General features: G+C 53.1%; 17 protein-coding genes. 8 read left to right on the top strand and 9 right to left on the bottom strand.

What is annotated here, in order from left to right; translation table 11 throughout:
- The first annotated feature begins 130 nt into the window (after positions 1-130).
- Positions 131-1918, top strand: a complete 1788-nt coding sequence (gene mrdA, locus DYY88_RS10865; protein ID WP_039728021.1) for a penicillin-binding protein 2 — start codon at positions 131-133, stop codon at positions 1916-1918.
- A 15-nt stretch (positions 1919-1933) separates the two neighbouring features.
- Here mrdA and DYY88_RS10860 read toward each other — a convergent pair whose 3' ends face one another.
- Entirely contained in the window at positions 1934-2494 is a 561-nt protein-coding gene (locus tag DYY88_RS10860; RefSeq protein ID WP_044151318.1) for a ComEA family DNA-binding protein, read from the bottom strand.
- Positions 2495-2520: 26 nt separating this feature from the next.
- The gene (locus DYY88_RS10855; RefSeq protein WP_201279034.1) at positions 2521-2934 is read right to left on the bottom strand and encodes an SHOCT domain-containing protein; all 414 of its coding nucleotides are present in this window, start codon (positions 2932-2934) and stop codon (positions 2521-2523) included.
- A 467-nt stretch (positions 2935-3401) separates the two neighbouring features.
- Here DYY88_RS10855 and DYY88_RS10850 point away from each other — a divergent pair, with 467 nt between their 5' ends.
- Both DYY88_RS10850 and DYY88_RS10845 read left to right on the top strand, forming a co-directional pair.
- The gene (locus DYY88_RS10850; RefSeq protein WP_052456697.1) at positions 3402-4385 is read left to right on the top strand and encodes a J domain-containing protein; all 984 of its coding nucleotides are present in this window, start codon (positions 3402-3404) and stop codon (positions 4383-4385) included.
- Between the two features lie 200 nt (positions 4386-4585).
- Entirely contained in the window at positions 4586-4906 is a 321-nt protein-coding gene (locus DYY88_RS10845; protein ID WP_039728022.1) for a DUF1825 family protein, read from the top strand.
- 203 nt (positions 4907-5109) lie between these two features.
- On the opposite strand, the gene pth is transcribed toward DYY88_RS10845, so the two are convergent.
- The 3 genes from pth to psbH all read right to left on the bottom strand — a co-directional run bounded on the left by pth (position 5110) and on the right by psbH (position 6719).
- Positions 5110-5730, bottom strand: coding sequence for an aminoacyl-tRNA hydrolase (gene pth / locus DYY88_RS10840; RefSeq protein ID WP_039730136.1), 621 nt, complete (start codon positions 5728-5730; stop codon positions 5110-5112).
- Between the two features lie 255 nt (positions 5731-5985).
- Entirely contained in the window at positions 5986-6348 is a 363-nt protein-coding gene (locus DYY88_RS10835; RefSeq protein ID WP_039728023.1) for a TatA/E family twin arginine-targeting protein translocase, read from the bottom strand.
- Positions 6349-6515: 167 nt separating this feature from the next.
- Entirely contained in the window at positions 6516-6719 is a 204-nt protein-coding gene (gene psbH, locus DYY88_RS10830) for a photosystem II reaction center phosphoprotein PsbH (protein WP_039728024.1), read from the bottom strand.
- Between the two features lie 77 nt (positions 6720-6796).
- Between psbH and psbN the strand changes: the two genes are divergently transcribed.
- Positions 6797-6928: a photosystem II reaction center protein PsbN gene (gene psbN, locus DYY88_RS10825; RefSeq protein ID WP_063776189.1), complete on the top strand. Its 132-nt coding sequence runs from the start codon at positions 6797-6799 to the stop codon at positions 6926-6928.
- Between the two features lie 205 nt (positions 6929-7133).
- Here psbN and DYY88_RS10820 read toward each other — a convergent pair whose 3' ends face one another.
- The gene (locus tag DYY88_RS10820) at positions 7134-8021 is read right to left on the bottom strand and encodes a DMT family transporter (protein ID WP_039728025.1); all 888 of its coding nucleotides are present in this window, start codon (positions 8019-8021) and stop codon (positions 7134-7136) included.
- A gap of 1 nt (position 8022) precedes the next feature.
- Positions 8023-8883, bottom strand: a complete 861-nt coding sequence (locus DYY88_RS10815; protein WP_201279036.1) for a methylated-DNA--[protein]-cysteine S-methyltransferase — start codon at positions 8881-8883, stop codon at positions 8023-8025.
- An 844-nt stretch (positions 8884-9727) separates the two neighbouring features.
- On the opposite strand from DYY88_RS10815, the gene murC reads away from it, so the two are divergent.
- Positions 9728-11218 (top strand): UDP-N-acetylmuramate--L-alanine ligase, encoded by a 1491-nt coding sequence (murC, locus tag DYY88_RS10810; protein WP_039728027.1) that lies wholly within the window; start codon positions 9728-9730, stop codon positions 11216-11218.
- 85 nt (positions 11219-11303) lie between these two features.
- Entirely contained in the window at positions 11304-12224 is a 921-nt protein-coding gene (murB, locus tag DYY88_RS10805; RefSeq protein ID WP_044151319.1) for a UDP-N-acetylmuramate dehydrogenase, read from the top strand.
- Here murB and rdgB read toward each other — a convergent pair.
- Positions 12211-12789 (bottom strand): RdgB/HAM1 family non-canonical purine NTP pyrophosphatase, encoded by a 579-nt coding sequence (gene rdgB, locus DYY88_RS10800; protein WP_039728028.1) that lies wholly within the window; start codon positions 12787-12789, stop codon positions 12211-12213. The genes murB and rdgB overlap by 14 nt on opposite strands.
- Before the next feature lie 227 nt (positions 12790-13016).
- Here rdgB and proB point away from each other — a divergent pair, with 227 nt between their 5' ends.
- Both proB and galE read left to right on the top strand, forming a co-directional pair.
- On the top strand, positions 13017-14138 hold the full coding sequence (gene proB, locus DYY88_RS10795; protein WP_039730138.1) for a glutamate 5-kinase: 1122 nt from the start codon (positions 13017-13019) through the stop codon (positions 14136-14138).
- 229 nt (positions 14139-14367) lie between these two features.
- A complete protein-coding gene (galE, locus tag DYY88_RS10790) occupies positions 14368-15378 on the top strand; it encodes a UDP-glucose 4-epimerase GalE (RefSeq protein ID WP_039730139.1) in 1011 nt (336 codons plus the stop codon).
- A gap of 78 nt (positions 15379-15456) precedes the next feature.
- On the opposite strand, the gene DYY88_RS10785 is transcribed toward galE, so the two are convergent.
- A complete protein-coding gene (locus DYY88_RS10785) occupies positions 15457-16440 on the bottom strand; it encodes an RNA polymerase sigma factor, RpoD/SigA family (RefSeq protein WP_039730140.1) in 984 nt (327 codons plus the stop codon).
- Positions 16441-16850 lie beyond the last annotated feature (410 nt).

Below are 16850 nucleotides of genomic sequence, written 5' to 3'. Positions count from 1 at the left end.
TGAGGCAACCAACCTGCGAAAATTTTTGTCTGCCGATTAGCCAGGGAGTCCTCCTAAAACAGAGAATCGCCCGCTATCCTAGTTGAGATGTCACATAGCATCTCTGGCCCGACATGGCGAGCACTAAACGATGACGCTAGAGTTTCCTTCTCGGTTTCAATTACGACTTGGTAAAGAGAGCGATCGCACCGTTGGCAAGCACTTTCAGGCGGTGGTGGTGATGCTGGCTGTGACGGGTGTGCTCTTTGGCGCAGTGGGTACACGGCTGGCGCAGTTACAGCTGGTCGAAGGCCCGCTTAACCGCCAACGGGCCGATACTAACCGCATTCGTTTAGTCCCCAAGCGTCCGGCGCGGGGGGCTTTGCTCGATCGTAATGGCAAGATTCTCGCCAGTAGCCGATTGTCCCACGCGATTTCCATCTGGCCGATCGCCCTGCCCAAGTCTGAGTGGCCTACGGTGATTGCCCGCCTCTCGGACATTCTCAAGGTGCCGCCGGAAGACATTCAACAACGGCTTGAACAAGCGGGTTACGAATCCATTGAGGCTATTACCATTGCTCGGGGGATCAGTCCGGCCCAGGCCACGGCGATCGCTGAATTTAGCCAAGAGCTACCCGGTGTCCGTCTCGAAGCAGAAGCCGTGCGCAACTATCCCAACGGCGACCTGGCTGCTCACGTTTTGGGCTATACCGGCGAGATTACTCAAGAGGAATTGGATAGTCCCAAATATGCTGACTATCGACTCGGCGACATCATTGGCCAAATGGGGTCTGAGGCCGCTTTTGAGTCGATGCTGCAGGGCGAATGGGGGGGACAACAGGTTGAAGTTGATAGCTCTGGTCGGGTCATCAGCGTATTAGGGGATAAGCCCGCCGTTTCGGGCAACGATGTCCAACTCACCATTGATCTTGAGGTGCAAAAGCTGGCCGAACAGGCCCTGGGGGATCGGCAGGGAGCGATCGTGGCGATCGAACCAAAATCAGGCGAAATCCTGGCCATGGTGAGTCGTCCAGCCTTTGACCCCAACATTTTTACCACCAACATTACTGATGCCCAGTGGGCGCAACTGCAGGGGCAGCGATATCCCTTTGTCAACCGGGCACTGCAAGGGTTTCCGCCTGCTAGCACGTTCAAAATTGTTACCACCGCTGCGGGAATTGAATCGGGCGCCTTTGCCCACGAAACGATTTTGCCCACCTACGGTGCTATTACGATTGGCGGCATCGCCTTTCATGACTGGAACAATGTCGGCTTTGGGCCGCTGGGATTCCGAGGGGCCATGGCGATGAGTAGCGACACCTTTTTCTATCAAGTGGGTCGCCGCATTGGTGGAGAAACGCTGATCCAATGGACCCGACGGTTTGGCTTTGGTAGCAAAACCGGCATTGAGCTAGGGGCTGAAGAAAGTCCCGGTTTGGTGCCAGATGATGCTTGGAAGCGTGATGTCATTGGTTACCAGTGGTTTGTGGGTGACACCATTAACATGTCGATTGGTCAGGGTTATTTGCAAACCTCGCCGCTACAAGTAGCCGTGATGTTTGCGGTACCGGCCAATGGCGGCTATATGGTGACGCCCCATTTACTCAAAGACAGTCGCACCCCCGATGACTGGCGTGAACCGATGGGTCTACAGCCTGAGACCGTCAAAATTTTGCAAGATGGTTTGCGACAAGTGATTTCAGGGGGAACGGCTCAAGCGTTGAATTTGCCGAATCTGCCGCCGATCGCCGGAAAAACCGGCACAGCAGAGGCCGATCCCTTTGAAAACCACACCTGGTTTGGGGCCTACGCACCCGCCGATGATCCAGAAATTTTGATCGTGGCTTTCGGCGAAAACTCTGGCGGCGGCGGTGGCTCGGTCGCCGCCCCGATGGTGAAACAGATGCTTGAAGCCTACTACAAGGACTGGCAAAAATAATTGCCAGACCCTTGCTCAAATCCGAAGGTAATGCATCCACTGGCTGGTTTGGGCGGCGGTGAGTCGTAGGCGATGGTGCACGTCGCTCCAATTAGTAAATGGCGATCGCTGGCGTTCGTTTAAGATACGTTCGGCCATGGGACTGGACATACCGGGTAAGGCCAGCAATTGCGCGATCGTCGCCTGATTCAACGAGGGCGGCAGCGTGGCTATGGGACTCGCCGCATCGTAGTAACAAAATTGCAAGATGGGCTCTAGCGCGGCCAACTGTGATGCCGCTAAGCCAAGCGCTGCGGCCACATCATCTACTGAGTAAAACACCACGCCGCTATGGCTCAGCGTGACCAAGGTGCGAGCCTGATGAATTGATAAGCCTGGCAGTCGCAACCAGTCGTCAACGGTGGCCTGGTTGGCATCAATGCGGACCCCGAGGTCAGCAGCGATTGCCAAGTCCGTTACGGTCTCTAGGCGCAGCATCGGATCGCGCTGCAACTTGGCTTTCAATGGATGAAACTGGTTAGCCCAGCGCTTGAGCCGTTGACGAGGCGACTGAGACGATGGTGAAAAGCGACTCATAGGAACAGCGCTGGCAGGAAAAACAATTAACTCAGCTTCGTCAGCAAGGTGCGACGATTTTGCTCAAACTCTTGTTCAGAAATGAGCCCCTCTTGGCGCAGTTTTTCCAACTCACGCAGGGCTGTGGCGATCGCCTGGGTCTGTTCTGAGACTGCCACACTTTCGTAAACTGTATCGCCAGTCGGGCTGCCATGCTGCGATCGCACGAGTAGCCAGACCCCTTCCACGGCACAAGCAATCCGAGGAATGCCCGTCCACCCGAGTAACAGATAAATGCTGCCCCAAACGGGCTGTCTCAAATAAAACTTGTGCAGTCCCGAAATCGGGACAGGCAAAGGACTCAGCGCTCCAGCAAAGGCTAAAGCAGCCGCAATTTTCCACTGCTGGGGTGACTGCGCTTTACCGCTGACCGGGGGTGGTGTCTTCAACTGACCAACCATGCCGACCTCAAACCTTCCTGTCAGCCTACTTTAGCGCAAGAAGAATGAGTTGAGGTTTTGTCCCTGAATCCGTTTTCCCCAGCGGTGATGATCGGCCACCGCCCTCCTCGTGATGGGTAAGAGCCTCGTCACAACGGGGCAAAATCTCTGTTACTGTCGGGGTCTGTTACTGTCGGGGTCTGTTACTGTCGGGGTCTGTTACTGTCGGGGCAAGACTGGATATTTTTCACACCTCTGAGATTGCGATGATTGGTCGCCAATCGCGCTGATGCTCAAGCGCCTAAATATCCTTTAACTAACGGCAGTAACTTCTTCATGAACGGCTTATAAAAGCCAACATCGCTCACTCAAAGCGTTACTCTAGTCAATGCTAGAGAATTCAAGCTTAGTGCCCTGTTCGTCGGCAACTTTGCCTATCCCCTGTAGACATTTTGCCCCTTTAATTGCCCCCTTTTTGTACGGTTTGCATGACATCTCCGGCTTTCTCTCCTGATTGGCTTAAACAGTTCTCCGATCCTTACGCCATTTTGGGTGTGGCAGTCACGGCAGACGAGCGACGCATTGCCAAGCGATATCGCCAGGTTGCCAAACGACTGCACCCCGACCAACAAATCGGAGCCGAAGAAGCCGCGCGTGAATTTGCAAACAGTGTACTTACCCGCCTCGTCAATCCGGCATATCAACGTCTCAAGCAAGATAAAGGGCGTGCCGAAGTATTGGCGACGCTGCGGTTTAAGGTTCGGCGCCTCACTCGAGAAAATAAACTGACCACCCAAGTCGCTCAGGCAAAACAGCTACTGCATGTTGATGAAGCCGAGGTTGATCTCTTTTATGAGAAGGCCCTGACGGAACTCTCGGATGAGCAATATTCATCGACAGAAAATTTCGCCGCCCAAACCGATGCGATCGCAGAACTAAACCTGGTGTATTTGCGACGCAAGATGGGCGATCCGGTCATTCGCGAAAAGCGGACTGGGCTGATGTCAGCGACGAGCCAGCCTGCGGCCTCTAGTCCTGTGGCAGCTCAGCCAACAGCTGCTCAACCGCAGGAAAAAACTCAAGTTGATTACGGTCAACGCCACGTGGCGCGAGCCAAAACTTATATTGCGAGCAAAGCTTATGCCGAGGCTGTGCAGGAATTACGCGACGCTGTCCGCATTGATCCGACTAACAGCAATTACCACACCATGTTGGGCCAAGCTTATCTCTTACAAAAAATGAACGGGATGGCCAAAGTCCATATTCGCCAAGCCCTCAAACTAGACGCCCAAAATCGTATTGCTCAGAAGTACGCCAAGCAGCTAGATATTGCCATGGCAACGCCCACCACAGCGAACAACGGCCATGCTGCGAGCACTAACGGCCACGACAAGCGTCCCGCTAACTCTAATGGGCAGGGCAAAAAGGGCGGTTTGTTCAGCATGTTTTCTGCCAAACGGGTTAAGAAGTAGGGTTTTCTACCCTTTGCTGAAGGTTTCAGTGTCTCTTAAAGTCATAATATTGCTGTCTGCAATCATCCTCTAAGCTGCTTTCACGACGTCCAGCAAACATGGGTGTGACGGTTGACAGCATCGAGCTAGTGCTTCTCAACATTGGTGATGAAACCGTTGAGGTTGCTCGCTTGTTCAAATACTTAATTTAGATAAGTGTGATGGGAATTTTTGACTCTGAGATTGTTCAGCAGGAAGCGATGTCCTTGTTTCAGGACTATCAAAACTTGGTAGAAATGGGCGGTCGCTACGGCAAGTTTGACCGGGAAGGCAAAAAGCTTTACATCCAGCAAATGGAAGATGTCCTGGAGCGCTATCGCATTTTTATGAAGCGCTTTGAGCTATCTGACGATTTCATGGCAAAAATGACTGTGGAACAGCTCAAGACGCAGCTCAGTCAAGCTGGCATGACCCCGCAGCAAATGTTTGACCAAATGCACTTGACTTTGGAGCGCATGAAGTCCGAAATTGGCGAATATTGAAGCAGTTACCAGCTGCTTCGAGCCCTTCTTATAAGGTTTGCTTCAGGTTCTCAACTGGCAGTGAGTCTCCAACCAACGGGGAGAATTCGCTTTAAAGGCTTGCCCATAACCTTGTGTGGAGTGGATCAACTAAACCCGCACTTATCCGCATCATCTGGAGGTCACTATCTGCTTCAAAGGTAGATAGCGTCTTTTGTCAGGGGTTAGCGCAATTCCGTTTCTGGCAGAGCTGAGCGGCCATTAAATTTACTCATCGTGGCTTCGGTTCCCTGCTGCACCAAGGTTTCTACCGCTTCTACTGCCCAGTCTAAGGCGGTATTAACCAAGGGTTTTTCATCGGGAGCAAACTTGCCGAGCACGTGGGCGACGACCGCCCGATCGCGATCGCCATTCTGCTGAGTAGAACCAATGCCCACCCGCAGCCGCTTAAATTCCTGGGTATTGAGATGGGCAATGAGAGATTTCATGCCGTTGTGGCCCCCCGCTGAGCCATTGGGGCGGAGTCGCAGTTTGCCCAAGGGCAGCGCCATGTCGTCGTAAATGACCAAAATCGACTCAGGGGGTAACTTGTACCAATCGAGTACCGCCCGAACGGCTTGTCCCGACCGATTCATATAGGTGGTGGGTTTCAGCAGGAATACTTTTTGTCCCGCGATCGCCATGCCCTCGCCAAATTCCCCCTGAAATTTACGATGATTGCTGAGGGAAATTTGCCAGCGTCGGGCGAGCGCATCGAGGACATCAAACCCGACATTATGGCGAGTCTGAGCATACTTTTCTCCCGGATTACCCAGACCTACGATCAATCGTACAGTTTCTGTCACTTCGTTAAACTCGGCCAATGCTGAACTGATTCAATAGTCAGAGCCGACATGACTCTGAGACAGCCCTAATCCCCAACCGCCTTATCAAGCCATTGCCGTTCTGCTCCAACCAGCTTTGCGGAAGACTCAAGGGTAAGCTGGCTTTGACAATGTCATTGCTAGCAGGTGATGCAGACTATGGCAATGTGAAGCATGCTGGACAGCAACCCTGACCTTGACTTGAGGCCGCAGTGGGAATGCGACTTGAAAACTAGCTCAAGCCGTCGGGGTTGAGGCATCAGAAACGACTTCTTCAGTTGCTTCTGAGGTGGTGGCATCAGTTTCAGCCGCATCCGCGACTTCAGGAGCCTCATCGACAGCTTCGGGAGCCTCATCTTGGGGCAACGCTTTGGCGTCTGGTTGCGCAATTTCTGCCTTCATGGGAGCCTTCATAGTCTTTTCGATTTCAGCTGACTCTCGTTTGAGTTCAGCTTCAAATTCTTGCTGTGCTTTTTTGAAGCTCCCCAAGGCCTGGGCGAGGCTGCGACCGACTTCGGGCAGCTTTTTCGGGCCAAACACCAATAGGGCGATCACTAAAATCAGTGCCATTTCAGGCAAACCAATGCCAAAAATATTCATCACGTCCTCCTAAATACACAGGGCTGCGACCTACTACACAGTATCGCAGCAAGCTAAGTCGCCAACAGTAACCAGCAAAAAGCCGCCACGTTTTCCAACAAAAACACTGAGGGGCAGAAGTTAAATTTCTTCTGCCCCTCAGCAAGCTCTATTGGTAGCAGTTGCCCTTAGAGTCCCAAGCTCCGCCAGTCAACATCAACGTTCTGAAGAATGAGCGAAGAATTGTAGAGCTGCAGGATGATGAGAAGAAAGACCAGAAACAACCCCATGAACACACCCATCACAGGAGTTGTGCCCCAACCAGGAGTGACCTTACCGTACTCAGAGTTAAGGGGCTTGAGCAGATTGCCTAGCCGCGTTTGTTGTGCCATCGGTATCCTAAACCTATACGCCACTTTATATTCCGTAATATTATAGGATTAGAGTGTCTTAAGAAATAGAGATTGCTATGGAACCTGCAACAGTTCTTATTATTTCCGTAGGGGCCGTGATTGTTGCCTTTACTGCGTTTGCGGTCTACACCGCGTTTGGACCGCCAGCTAAGCAGCTGACTGATCCCTTTGATGAGCATGAAGATTAGAGTGAGTGAGCAACGCTCTGTGGCTATCTGCGTTCTCTTGGCGTTGGCGCAGTGTCGCTGACAATAAAAGTAGTTAATGTACTCGTTTTAATAGGGTATTTGGAGCTATCCGCTTGCCTGCGGTATTGATGCAGGTGGGCGGATTTCTCGGTAGTGGCATTGTGGTTGCGAGTAACGTGGAAGTTGGGCTGGAATTTACCACTGACTAGGGTTTAGAGGCGGGGCGAGCAGGAAACTTGAACATTTGGTTCGCGATCGCTGTTCCCAATAAGATCAAAGCACTGCCAGCTACCATAGATAATGTGAGCGCTTCATTGAGCAATAAGGTTCCCCACAGCATGGCAAAGAGTGGAATCAAATAGGCCACAGACAGGGCACGGGTGGAGCCGACGGTATGAATGAGCCGGAAATAGAGAATATAGGCCAGCGAAGTCGAGAGAATTGCCAGGCCAACTACGGCTAACAGGGCCGGCTGAGAAGGGAGCATGGCTGGTCGGGTAAAGGGCAACAGCGGCAGCAGGCAGATGGCGGCACTTAGCTGACTGCCAGTGGCAATGACCAGGGAAGGGACGCCGTAGAGATTAAGACGGATAAAGGGAGCCGCGATCGCGTACATTAACGCGGCGCAAAGCCCTGTGGCGATCGCTAGCAAAATCTCTGGGGTAATGGCCGTGTCCCGCAGGCCAACGAGGACCACCACGCCGCCAAACCCTAAAACGAGGCCCGCGATACGATGGGCACCGAGAGGCTCTCGCAACCAGACGTAGGCAACCGCCACGCCAAAAAAGGGCACCGTCCCGTTCAAAATGGCGGTGGTGCCCGCTGGCAAAGATAAGGACGAAAAGGCTAGCAGCGAAAAGGGCAGGGCTGAGTTGAGCAAGCCGACCACTAAGAGCGATCGCCAATATTTAGGGATCTGAGTTGCCAATCCCTGATGCAGCAATAATGGCAGCAACGAGAGCCCCGACAATACTACCCGCGATTCAATCAACCAAATCGGGCCTAACTCTGGAGCCGCAATACGCATAAAGAGAAATGAGGCCCCCCATAGCGCTGCCAGCAAGAATAATTCAGCGATTTGCCGAGGCGTCATTCTAAGCATCCTCCGGTGATTGAGCGGCTTCCCAACCCAGCATCACCGTCTTGCGTAGCGGCCCCCAACGATAACCGCCGATGTCTCCTGTGGCGCGAATCACCCGATGACAAGGAATCAAATATCCCACGGGGTTGGCACCAATGGCCGTACCCACGGCTCGGGCGGCCTTGGGCTTGTCGATCCGGTTGGCAATATCTTGATAGGTAAACAAGCCGCCTAGCGGCAGAGTCAACAACGCTCGCCACACTTGAATTTGAAAGTTAGTGCCTTTGACTAAGACCGTGAGGGGCTGTTGATTATCTCCTGCTAATGATTGATTGAGGCGATCTGCCACAGATTGAGTGTGTTCCGGTTGCTGCTGAAATTCTGCCTGCGGCCACTGCTGCTTTAGCCAGTCCACATCACGCCTGAAATCGTGTGGCTCACAAAACAGCAAGTTACAAATCCCTCGATCGGTTTGGGCAATCAAAGCGGTGCCAAAGCGGGTGGGATGCAGTCCGTAGGAAATGACTAATCCTGCACCTCCACTGCGATAGTCGGCGGGGGTCATCGCCTCAAAGCGGACATAAAGATCATGCAGGCGGCTGGGGCTTGATAAGCCCGAGTCTAAAGCCACTGCCAGTAAAGATTGTGTGGTGGTCAGACGTTGCTTCGTATTTTCTAAAGTCAAAAGTTGCACAAAGCGCTTAGGACTCACGCCGGCCCAACGAGTGAAGAGCTTTTGAAAGTGGTGCTCGCTGAGATGAACATGACGGGCAATGGTGGCTAAATCTGGTTGGTGATGGTGATGCGACTGAATGAACGCGATCGCTGAGGCAACCCGCTCATAATCTGACGCTAGCGTAGAAGAAACCGGCATAGGGAACGACATCGACAGTGATTTTCATACGCTAACGAACTCATTGACCAACTGCGATCCAGTTCTTGGCCAAACTTAGGGCTAGGCGCTGAAATAACCTCTCCAGATCAGCCAAGGCTTTGTACGGGTTAGGCACTGCCCAACCGCAATAATTGGGGATGCAATTTGCAAGCAATTCCCTTGGCTAATCTGCGGCTTCCCAACTGCAAATATTGGATGACGATTCCTCTCAGCGATGACCAGGCCAGATCAAGTGCCCAACCCATTCGTGCACAAAACTTACTTGCACCACATCTGACTCACCTTCACGCCATCGCCTCAAGGCCATCGACTGACCGAATAACTGTAGTGGCCTCAGCACTAAGTCATTCGTTACCTGCTTCGATCTTCGCTGCGGGTCTAAACGTTGCAAATGGCCATCTAAGGTAGCTCAGAAGCCATTCAGGTAGGAAAAACTGACTTGAAACTTAATTTCTCCCAAATTTACTTATATTTCCGTTCGGGAATGTGTTCTGAAACTAAAAACCCTTGCTATATTCGGGAACCATCAAGCCGCAGGTTGTATGGGCTTGTGTCGGGCTCTTCAAGTTCATTCGCGGAAACCGCCACCTACGATTTGAGCTGTGTCGTTTTCCCCGCGACCTGGTTACAGCCGATGGGGCGTAATTAGGTCAACGATGCTGCCGCTGCGGTGACTTTATTGCTGTCGCCGTTTCGCGAAAAACGCTGAAAGCAGCGGATAGTAAGCAATTGTCCGATTGAGAGCCAGTTTTTAGGTCATCTTGGGGATACCTGGTATGATACGCCTGATATTGGTGTGGTGTGGCATGTTGAGGAGTGTAAGATGCTGAATTCTGTGGATTTCAGCGGTAGACCTTTCCACTTCATTGGAATTGGAGGGATAGGGATGTCTGCGTTGGCCTACGTCTTAACGCAGAAGCAGCTACCGGTTTCAGGATCAGATTTGCGGCTGAGTCATATCACTCAGCGCTTGCAAGAAGCTGGGGCACATATCTTTTGGCGGCAAGAAGCCGAAAACCTGAGATTTTTTGAGCAGAGCCTTTCTCCTACATGCGAGCAACGGCCATTTGCGGCTTATGTCCAGTCGCTATCGCAGGTGTTGCCGCAGGTGGTGTGTTCCACCGCGATCAACGAAAGCAATGAAGAATATCGGGCCGCTTTGCAAATGGGTTGTCCCATCCTGCATCGCTCAGATCTATTGGCTGCGCTGATGAATGAGCAACAAAGTGTGGCCGTTGCTGGCACCCATGGCAAAACGACGACGAGTAGCATGGTCGGCTATGCGCTGTTGGCTGCCAACTTGGATCCTACGATTGTGGTGGGCGGTGAAGTCTCCGCTTGGGAAGGCAACGCACATCTGGGCACGAGTGATTGGTTTGTCGCAGAAGCGGATGAGTCCGACGGGTCGCTCGTCAAGCTGGCAGCAAACATTGGCATCATCACCAATATTGAGCTAGATCATCCCGACCATTACGAGACGTTGGATGATGTTGTGGATATTTTTCGGCGGTTTTCCCAGCAGACGGAGACCATCATTGTCTCGGCTGACTGTGAGACGATTGCCAAATACATTGATGCGGAGATCACCTACAGCGTTGAGGTGGGTAAAGACGCTGACTACACCGTGACGGATGTGGTGTATGGCGCGAACGGGACTCGGGCCGTGGTTTGGGAACGGGGTGCACGCCTGGGCATTTTGCGGTTGTCGGTGCCAGGTAAGCATAACCTCAGCAATGCGTTGGCCGCGATCGCAGCCGGTCGTCACATGGGGCTAGACTTTGCCGACTTATCCGCTGGCTTAGCCAAGTTTGAGGGAGCGCGTCGCCGCTTTGAACGACGAGGTTTCTACAACGGCATTCAATTTGTGGATGATTATGCCCATCATCCCAGTGAAATTAAGGCCACGCTATCGACGGCAAGTTTGCTGAAGTCAAGCGATGTGTCATTGAGCAGTCAGGTGAATCGCATTGTGGCGATTTTTCAGCCCCATCGGTATAGTCGCGTGACCGCGTTCTTAGATGACTTTGCGGAAGCCTTTGCGGATGCAGACGAGGTCATTGTGACGGATGTTTATAGTGCTGGAGAAGCCGCGCCGTCTGATTTTTGCACGAAGAAGGTTGGTCAAGCGATCGCCCTTCATCATCCGCACGTGCAGTATTGTCCCTCGCTGGATGCGGTCAGCACGGTGTTGAAAGAGCGGTTGCAACCGGGGGATATGGCGCTCTTTTTAGGGGCGGGCAACTTGAATCGCATCATCCCTGAGGTCATGGAACCGTTTATGGCCGCTGAGATGCAGGCTGTTCAGCAGGCGTAACGTTGGGATTTGCTTAGATCCGAGATTTCGCCAGAGAGTCGCTACTGCAAAGGTAAAATAGGGTGTTCTTTTTGGATGCTACTCTGTGCGACCGCAGTCCGACTTGACTCTAAAGCAGGGGGTCTCTCTGGCGAGTTTTACTTCATACCGGGTGGGCGGTGTGGCCGATTGGTTTGCTCTACCCAAAACGGTTGAAGCGATCGCGGATAATTTGTCTTGGGCCAAGCAACGCGACTTGCCGATTACCTTTTTAGGGGCTGGCTCTAACTTGCTGGTGAGCGATCGCGGGGTGCGCGGTTTAGTAATCTGCACCCGCCACCTGCGTGGGGTCAGCTTTGATGATGCGGCGGGCACCTTTACTGCGGCGGCGGGCGAGCCCTTGCCTAACCTGGCCTGGAAGGCGGCGCGGCGCGGCTGGCGAGGGTTTGAATGGGCGGTCGGCATTCCCGGTACGGTGGGCGGGGCCGTGTTTATGAATGCGGGGGCTCATGGCGCTTGTACCGCTGATAGCCTGGTCACTGCACAAGGATTGACTCCCACTGGGGATTTTCTCGACTTGACACCGGAAGCGCTTGAATTTGCGTACCGCACATCGAGTTTGCAATCGCACATTGGTTTCGTGACGCAAGCCCAGTTTCGCTTGAGCCCCGGTCACGACCCAGCTCAGGTAGTGGCTGACACTCAGGCCGCGCTACAGAAACGCCGATCAACACAGCCGTATCATTTGCCGAGCTGCGGCAGTGTCTTTCGGAATCCAGCACCTTACACCGCTGGCTGGCTAATTGAGCAAACTGGGCTGAAGGCTTTGCAGATCGGTCAGGCGCAGGTTTCGCCGATGCATGCCAACTTCATTGTGAATGTGGGGGGCGCGACCGCCGACAACGTCTTGAATTTGATTCACTCAGTGCAAGATCGGGTTGAGGAAAAATGGAATATTCGCTTGCATCCTGAAGTCAGGCTTCTCGGCAGTTTTGAGGGGTTAGGGATTGCCGCTACTGAAGGGTAAGCGATCGCAACTCGGGCATCAGCTGGGCAAACGCCACGCCCCGGTGACTGAGCTGGTCTTTGTCAGCGGGGCTCATTTCGGCAAAGGTTTTATCCACCGCTGGGACATAGAAAACTGGATCATAGCCAAAGCCGTCAGTTCCCCTTTTTTCAGTCGCGATCGCCCCCCGGCAGACGCCTTCGGTTTGCAACGCAATGGTGCCGTCTGGACGAGCCAGGGCGATCGCACAGACAAACTGCGCAGTCCGATTTGCCGCGTTCTGCAATTCCTTGAGTAAGCGACCAATGCGCTCATCATCCGTGCGACCATAGCGCGCTGTATAGAGACCGGGAGCGCCATCCAGCGCATCCACCATGAGCCCCGAATCATCTGCGATCGCCCATTGCCCCATCGCTTTCGCCACTTCCGAGGCTTTGAGGCGGGCATTTTCCAGAAATGTCGTACCCGTTTCCTCAACGTCAATTTCTGGCGGTTTCAACGCGAGTTCCCACCCCAGGTCAACTAGATAGCTTTGCATCTCTTTGAGCTTGCCAGGATTTCCGGTGGCGACAATGACAGTAGGCATGGTGAACAGGATAGAAGGCCACTGTTTGTATAGCAGATTGGGAGGGGATAGCGCGATTTACGGGCTGATCGCGATTCGTTTGAGCGGCTTCTGGCGAACAGGTCGGCTTTGATGCCGACTTCGTTGGGGGAGTTTTTAGGCTTTCTCACCGATCTGGCGGCTGAAATAACTTTTCAAAAGTCGTGGGTCTGCCTATGATGACTGCTTGTGCAGACGGAGGTATCAGCGTGGCCCAGTCCCAAACCGTAGTCGTAAAAATCGGTACATCCAGTCTGACTAAAAAGACGGGATACCTGGCGATTTCTGTCATTGCGACGCTCGTGGAAACTCTGTGCGCCTTGCAAAATGCGGGTCATCGAGTCATTTTGGTCTCTTCTGGGGCGGTCGGCGTGGGGTGTGCGCGGCTCAATCTGGCAGAGCGGCCCAAGACGATTTCGATGAAGCAGGCGGTGGCCGCAGTGGGTCAAGGTCGCCTGATGCGAGTTTACGATGACTTTTTTACCTCGCTAAATCAGCCGATCGCCCAAGTGCTGCTCACCCGCACCGATCTGGTGCAGCGATCGCGCTACGTCAACAGCTACCGCACCTTCCGGCAACTATTGCAGCTCAAAGTCATTCCCATCGTGAATGAGAACGACACCGTCGCTATCGAAGAACTCCGCTTTGGCGACAACGACACCCTCTCTGCCCAAGTCGCCAGCCTGGTGGGGGCGGATTGGCTTTTTTTGCTGACGGATGTCGATCGGCTGTATTCCGCCGACCCGCGATCGAATCCCGATGCCCAGCCCATCCATATCGTGGAGCATGTGGAGCAACTGGAAGATTTGCAAGTCCAGATTGGCGATCGCGGCAGTCAGTGGGGCACCGGGGGCATGTTGACCAAAATAGAAGCCGCTCGCATCGCTGCCAATGCCGGAGTCCGCACGGTAATTACCGACGGCCAACATCCTGAAAATCTCATCAAAATCCTGGCGGGGGAATCCCTCGGCACCCAGTTTTCGCCGAAAAAGACCGTCGCCAATGCCCGCAAACGCTGGATTGCCCAAAGCCTGGTTCCTGCAGGCAAGCTGTATCTGGATGCCGGAGCGGTGAAAGCGATTCAAACCGGGGGCAAATCTTTATTGCCTGCGGGAATCACAGAAATTGAAGGTGAGTTTGAACAGCGATCGTCAGTCCAACTGTGTGATGCTCAGGGGCAGGAAATCGCCCGAGGCATCGTCAACTATAGCCATAGCGAGTTAGCGCAGATTATGGGACACCAATCAGAAGAAATTTCCAAAATCTTGGGCTACACCAGCAGCGATACCGTTGTGCATCGCGACAATCTGGTAATTTCACAGTCTCTTTAAGCATCTGAATGGGAATTCGGGAATACATAGGAAGGCGGGTCGTCCAACACCGCCCGATTGACTGTAATCCCCATGGCTAGTAATGAGTGAGCGATCGCGAAGACGCCGCCGCTTGGATTGACCAGCTTAAGCTTGGGGCAATCACGAACTAACCCTTGGCATGTCAAGGGTTGGATAGGCCAATAGTCATGAGGGCAATATCAGGCGATGAGACTAGGAGATGAGCGGCATGTCGAGTGATAAACCGAAAATCTTAGTAACTGGGGGAGCAGGCTACATTGGTTCCCATGCGGTGCTGGCACTAGAGGCGGCGGGCTATCCGGTGGTGATTTTAGACAGCCTGGAATATGGCCATGCGGAGTTGGCTCAGCAACACTTAAAGGCAGAACTCATTCAGGGCAAGACCACCGATCGCCCGCTGCTCGACCAGATTTTTCAAACCCATGACATTGGTGCAGTGATGCACTTTGCTGCGTACATTGCGGTGGGGGAATCGGTCGAAAAGCCTGCTGAGTACTACCACAACAATGTGTATGGCACCTTGACGCTGTTAGAAGCGATGCTGGCCGCCGATGTGAAGCAATTTGTCTTTTCTTCGACCTGTGCAATTTACGGCCCGCCTAAGACTGTCCCCATTCCCGAAGACCATCCCAAAAATCCCATCAGTCCCTATGCGTCGAGCAAGCTGATGGTGGAAGAAATGCTTAAGGATTTTTCCGCTGCTTATGGTCTCAATTCGGTGGTATTTCGCTACTTCAACGCGGCAGGGGCTGATCCTGAGGGGCGCTTGGGCGAAGATCATCAGCCAGAAACGCACTTGATTCCTCTCGTTTTGCAAGCCGCCTTGGGACGGCGAGAAAACATTGCCATGTTTGGCACTGACTATGACACCCCTGACGGCACCTGCATTCGTGACTATATTCACGTCGCTGATTTGGCTTCGGCCCATGTTTTGGGGGTGGAGTATCTCATGCAAGGCGGCGACACCACCTTTATTAATTTAGGCAATGGCAATGGCTTCTCTGTTCGGGAAGTGATTGAGACGGCTCGGCAAGTGACTGGAGAAGAGATTTTGGCGGTGGAGCGCGATCGCCGTCCCGGTGATCCGCCTCGGCTCATTGGCAGCAGCGACCAGGCCCGCAATATTCTGGGTTGGGAGCCTCAATACCCCGACTTGGAATCGATTATTGCCCATGCGTGGCAGTGGCATTTGTACCGCCACGGTCGGGCATCAGCGTAGCAAGCGGATTTTTGCAAAAAAAACGCCCCGATAAAGGGGCGTTAACATTCACGCATGAAGCTCAAGGAATCGTGAATTTTAGCTGGCGAGATAACCGCGCACGTTGCTCTTGCGTCGCCGCAAATGCTTCAGTGCTTGCTGTTCTAGCTGACGCACCCGCTCTCGGCTGATGTTCAACCGATTGCCCACTTTGGCCAGCGATAACTCGTTGCCATCGTTGAGACCGTAGCGTAGGGTAATCACTTCCTGCTGCTGCGGCGTCAATTCGGCCAGCAGGGTGCGGATATCTTGCTTGAGCGCTTCCCGAACGGTGTAGTCTTCTGGCGAAGCTTTTTCGTCTTCGAGTAGCTCTTGCAGTTCCGTATCCTGGTTGTCGCCAATGCGCACATCTAGCGAAATGGGTTGACGAGAGATGGTCAGATATTCGCGGACCTGCGACACCTCTAGTTCCAACGCCTCGGCAATTTCCGCCACAGTCGCACTACGGCCCAGCTGTTGAGACAGTTCACGCTGCACGCGCTTGATCTTGTTCAACTTTTCTGTGATGTGGATCGGTAGACGAATGGTGCGGGCTTGCTGAGCGATCGCCCGCGTGATGGCCTGACGAATCCACCAGTAGGCGTAGGTGGAGAACTTATAGCCTTTGGTGGGGTCAAACTTCTCGACGCCTCGCTCCAGTCCCAGGGTGCCTTCTTGAATGAGATCGAGGAACTCTAGGTTGCGCTTTTGATACTTTTTGGCGATCGCCACCACCAGCCGCAAATTCGCCTCAATCATTTGCCGCTTAGCACGCTCACCTTCACGGAGCAGCCGTTTCAGCTCATCAACAGAAAGATTGCTGGCGTCGGCCCACGCTTGATAGGTCACCTCACGCTCTTCATCGCCCTGCAAATTTTCGCGAGTTTCTAGCAGGGCCATCATGGCCTGCACTTGCTTACCCAGAACGATTTCCTCTTCATGGGTCAGCAGAGGAACCCGGCCGATTTCGTGTAGGTAAGTACGCACAGCGTCGGCAGAGAAATGGGCTTTGGTTTTGGACTTACGGGCATTCACTTTAGGCATGAGTTCGCCTCCACTGATGATGCTGAAGAAGTCTTCTGAGAAACAGAAGACCGAATCGACCACAAAAGGTGGTCATAAGCGAGATGTGTGTTTACTAACGGCATTACCAGTCTTGCTACTGGTTGAAATTGGCGGTCACCCTGAAAGACGATGCACAGTGCAAAAAGGATGATTGATGACGCGATCGCGGCATTGACATCCACAACTTCGACAGGAACGAGCGCTACACGGAACCATTATGAGTTTGGAACTCTATCTTAAAACAACTTTTTCGTTGCGTAAAGTACTACAGATGTAGTTTCGAGGAGCAATCTATGGTGTGACCTGTGCACAGTATTCCCATTTAGAAGTCTGGAAAGTCTTGTGTTCACATGGTTTCATCATCGCTGCCAACCTCTTCATACGCTGGG

It is taken from the genome of Leptolyngbya iicbica LK (assembly GCF_004212215.1).
Classification (GTDB): domain Bacteria; phylum Cyanobacteriota; class Cyanobacteriia; order Phormidesmidales; family Phormidesmidaceae; genus Halomicronema; species Halomicronema iicbica.
The sequence above is the reverse complement of the archived record's forward strand: the minus strand, read 5'-3'. Positions and strand labels throughout refer to the sequence as shown.

Bases quoted from the DNA above. Each gene is read 5' to 3' on its own strand.
- DYY88_RS10860 (WP_044151318.1), bottom strand. From the start codon at position 2,494: ATGAGTCGCTTTTCACCATCGTCTCAGTCGCCTCGTCAACGGCTCAAG.
- DYY88_RS10850 (WP_052456697.1), top strand. From the start codon at position 3,402: ATGACATCTCCGGCTTTCTCTCCTGATTGGCTTAAACAGTTCTCCGAT.
- mrdA (WP_039728021.1), top strand. From the start codon at position 131: ATGACGCTAGAGTTTCCTTCTCGGTTTCAATTACGACTTGGTAAAGAG.
- galE (WP_039730139.1), top strand. From the start codon at position 14,368: ATGTCGAGTGATAAACCGAAAATCTTAGTAACTGGGGGAGCAGGCTAC.
- psbH (WP_039728024.1), bottom strand. From the start codon at position 6,719: ATGGCACAACAAACGCGGCTAGGCAATCTGCTCAAGCCCCTTAACTCT.
- DYY88_RS10785 (WP_039730140.1), bottom strand. From the start codon at position 16,440: ATGCCTAAAGTGAATGCCCGTAAGTCCAAAACCAAAGCCCATTTCTCT.
- DYY88_RS10855 (WP_201279034.1), bottom strand. From the start codon at position 2,934: ATGGTTGGTCAGTTGAAGACACCACCCCCGGTCAGCGGTAAAGCGCAG.
- murC (WP_039728027.1), top strand. From the start codon at position 9,728: ATGCTGAATTCTGTGGATTTCAGCGGTAGACCTTTCCACTTCATTGGA.
- DYY88_RS10820 (WP_039728025.1), bottom strand. From the start codon at position 8,021: ATGACGCCTCGGCAAATCGCTGAATTATTCTTGCTGGCAGCGCTATGG.
- DYY88_RS10845 (WP_039728022.1), top strand. From the start codon at position 4,586: ATGGGAATTTTTGACTCTGAGATTGTTCAGCAGGAAGCGATGTCCTTG.
- DYY88_RS10815 (WP_201279036.1), bottom strand. From the start codon at position 8,883: ATGCCGGTTTCTTCTACGCTAGCGTCAGATTATGAGCGGGTTGCCTCA.
- rdgB (WP_039728028.1), bottom strand. From the start codon at position 12,789: ATGCCTACTGTCATTGTCGCCACCGGAAATCCTGGCAAGCTCAAAGAG.
- psbN (WP_063776189.1), top strand. From the start codon at position 6,797: ATGGAACCTGCAACAGTTCTTATTATTTCCGTAGGGGCCGTGATTGTT.
- DYY88_RS10835 (WP_039728023.1), bottom strand. From the start codon at position 6,348: ATGAATATTTTTGGCATTGGTTTGCCTGAAATGGCACTGATTTTAGTG.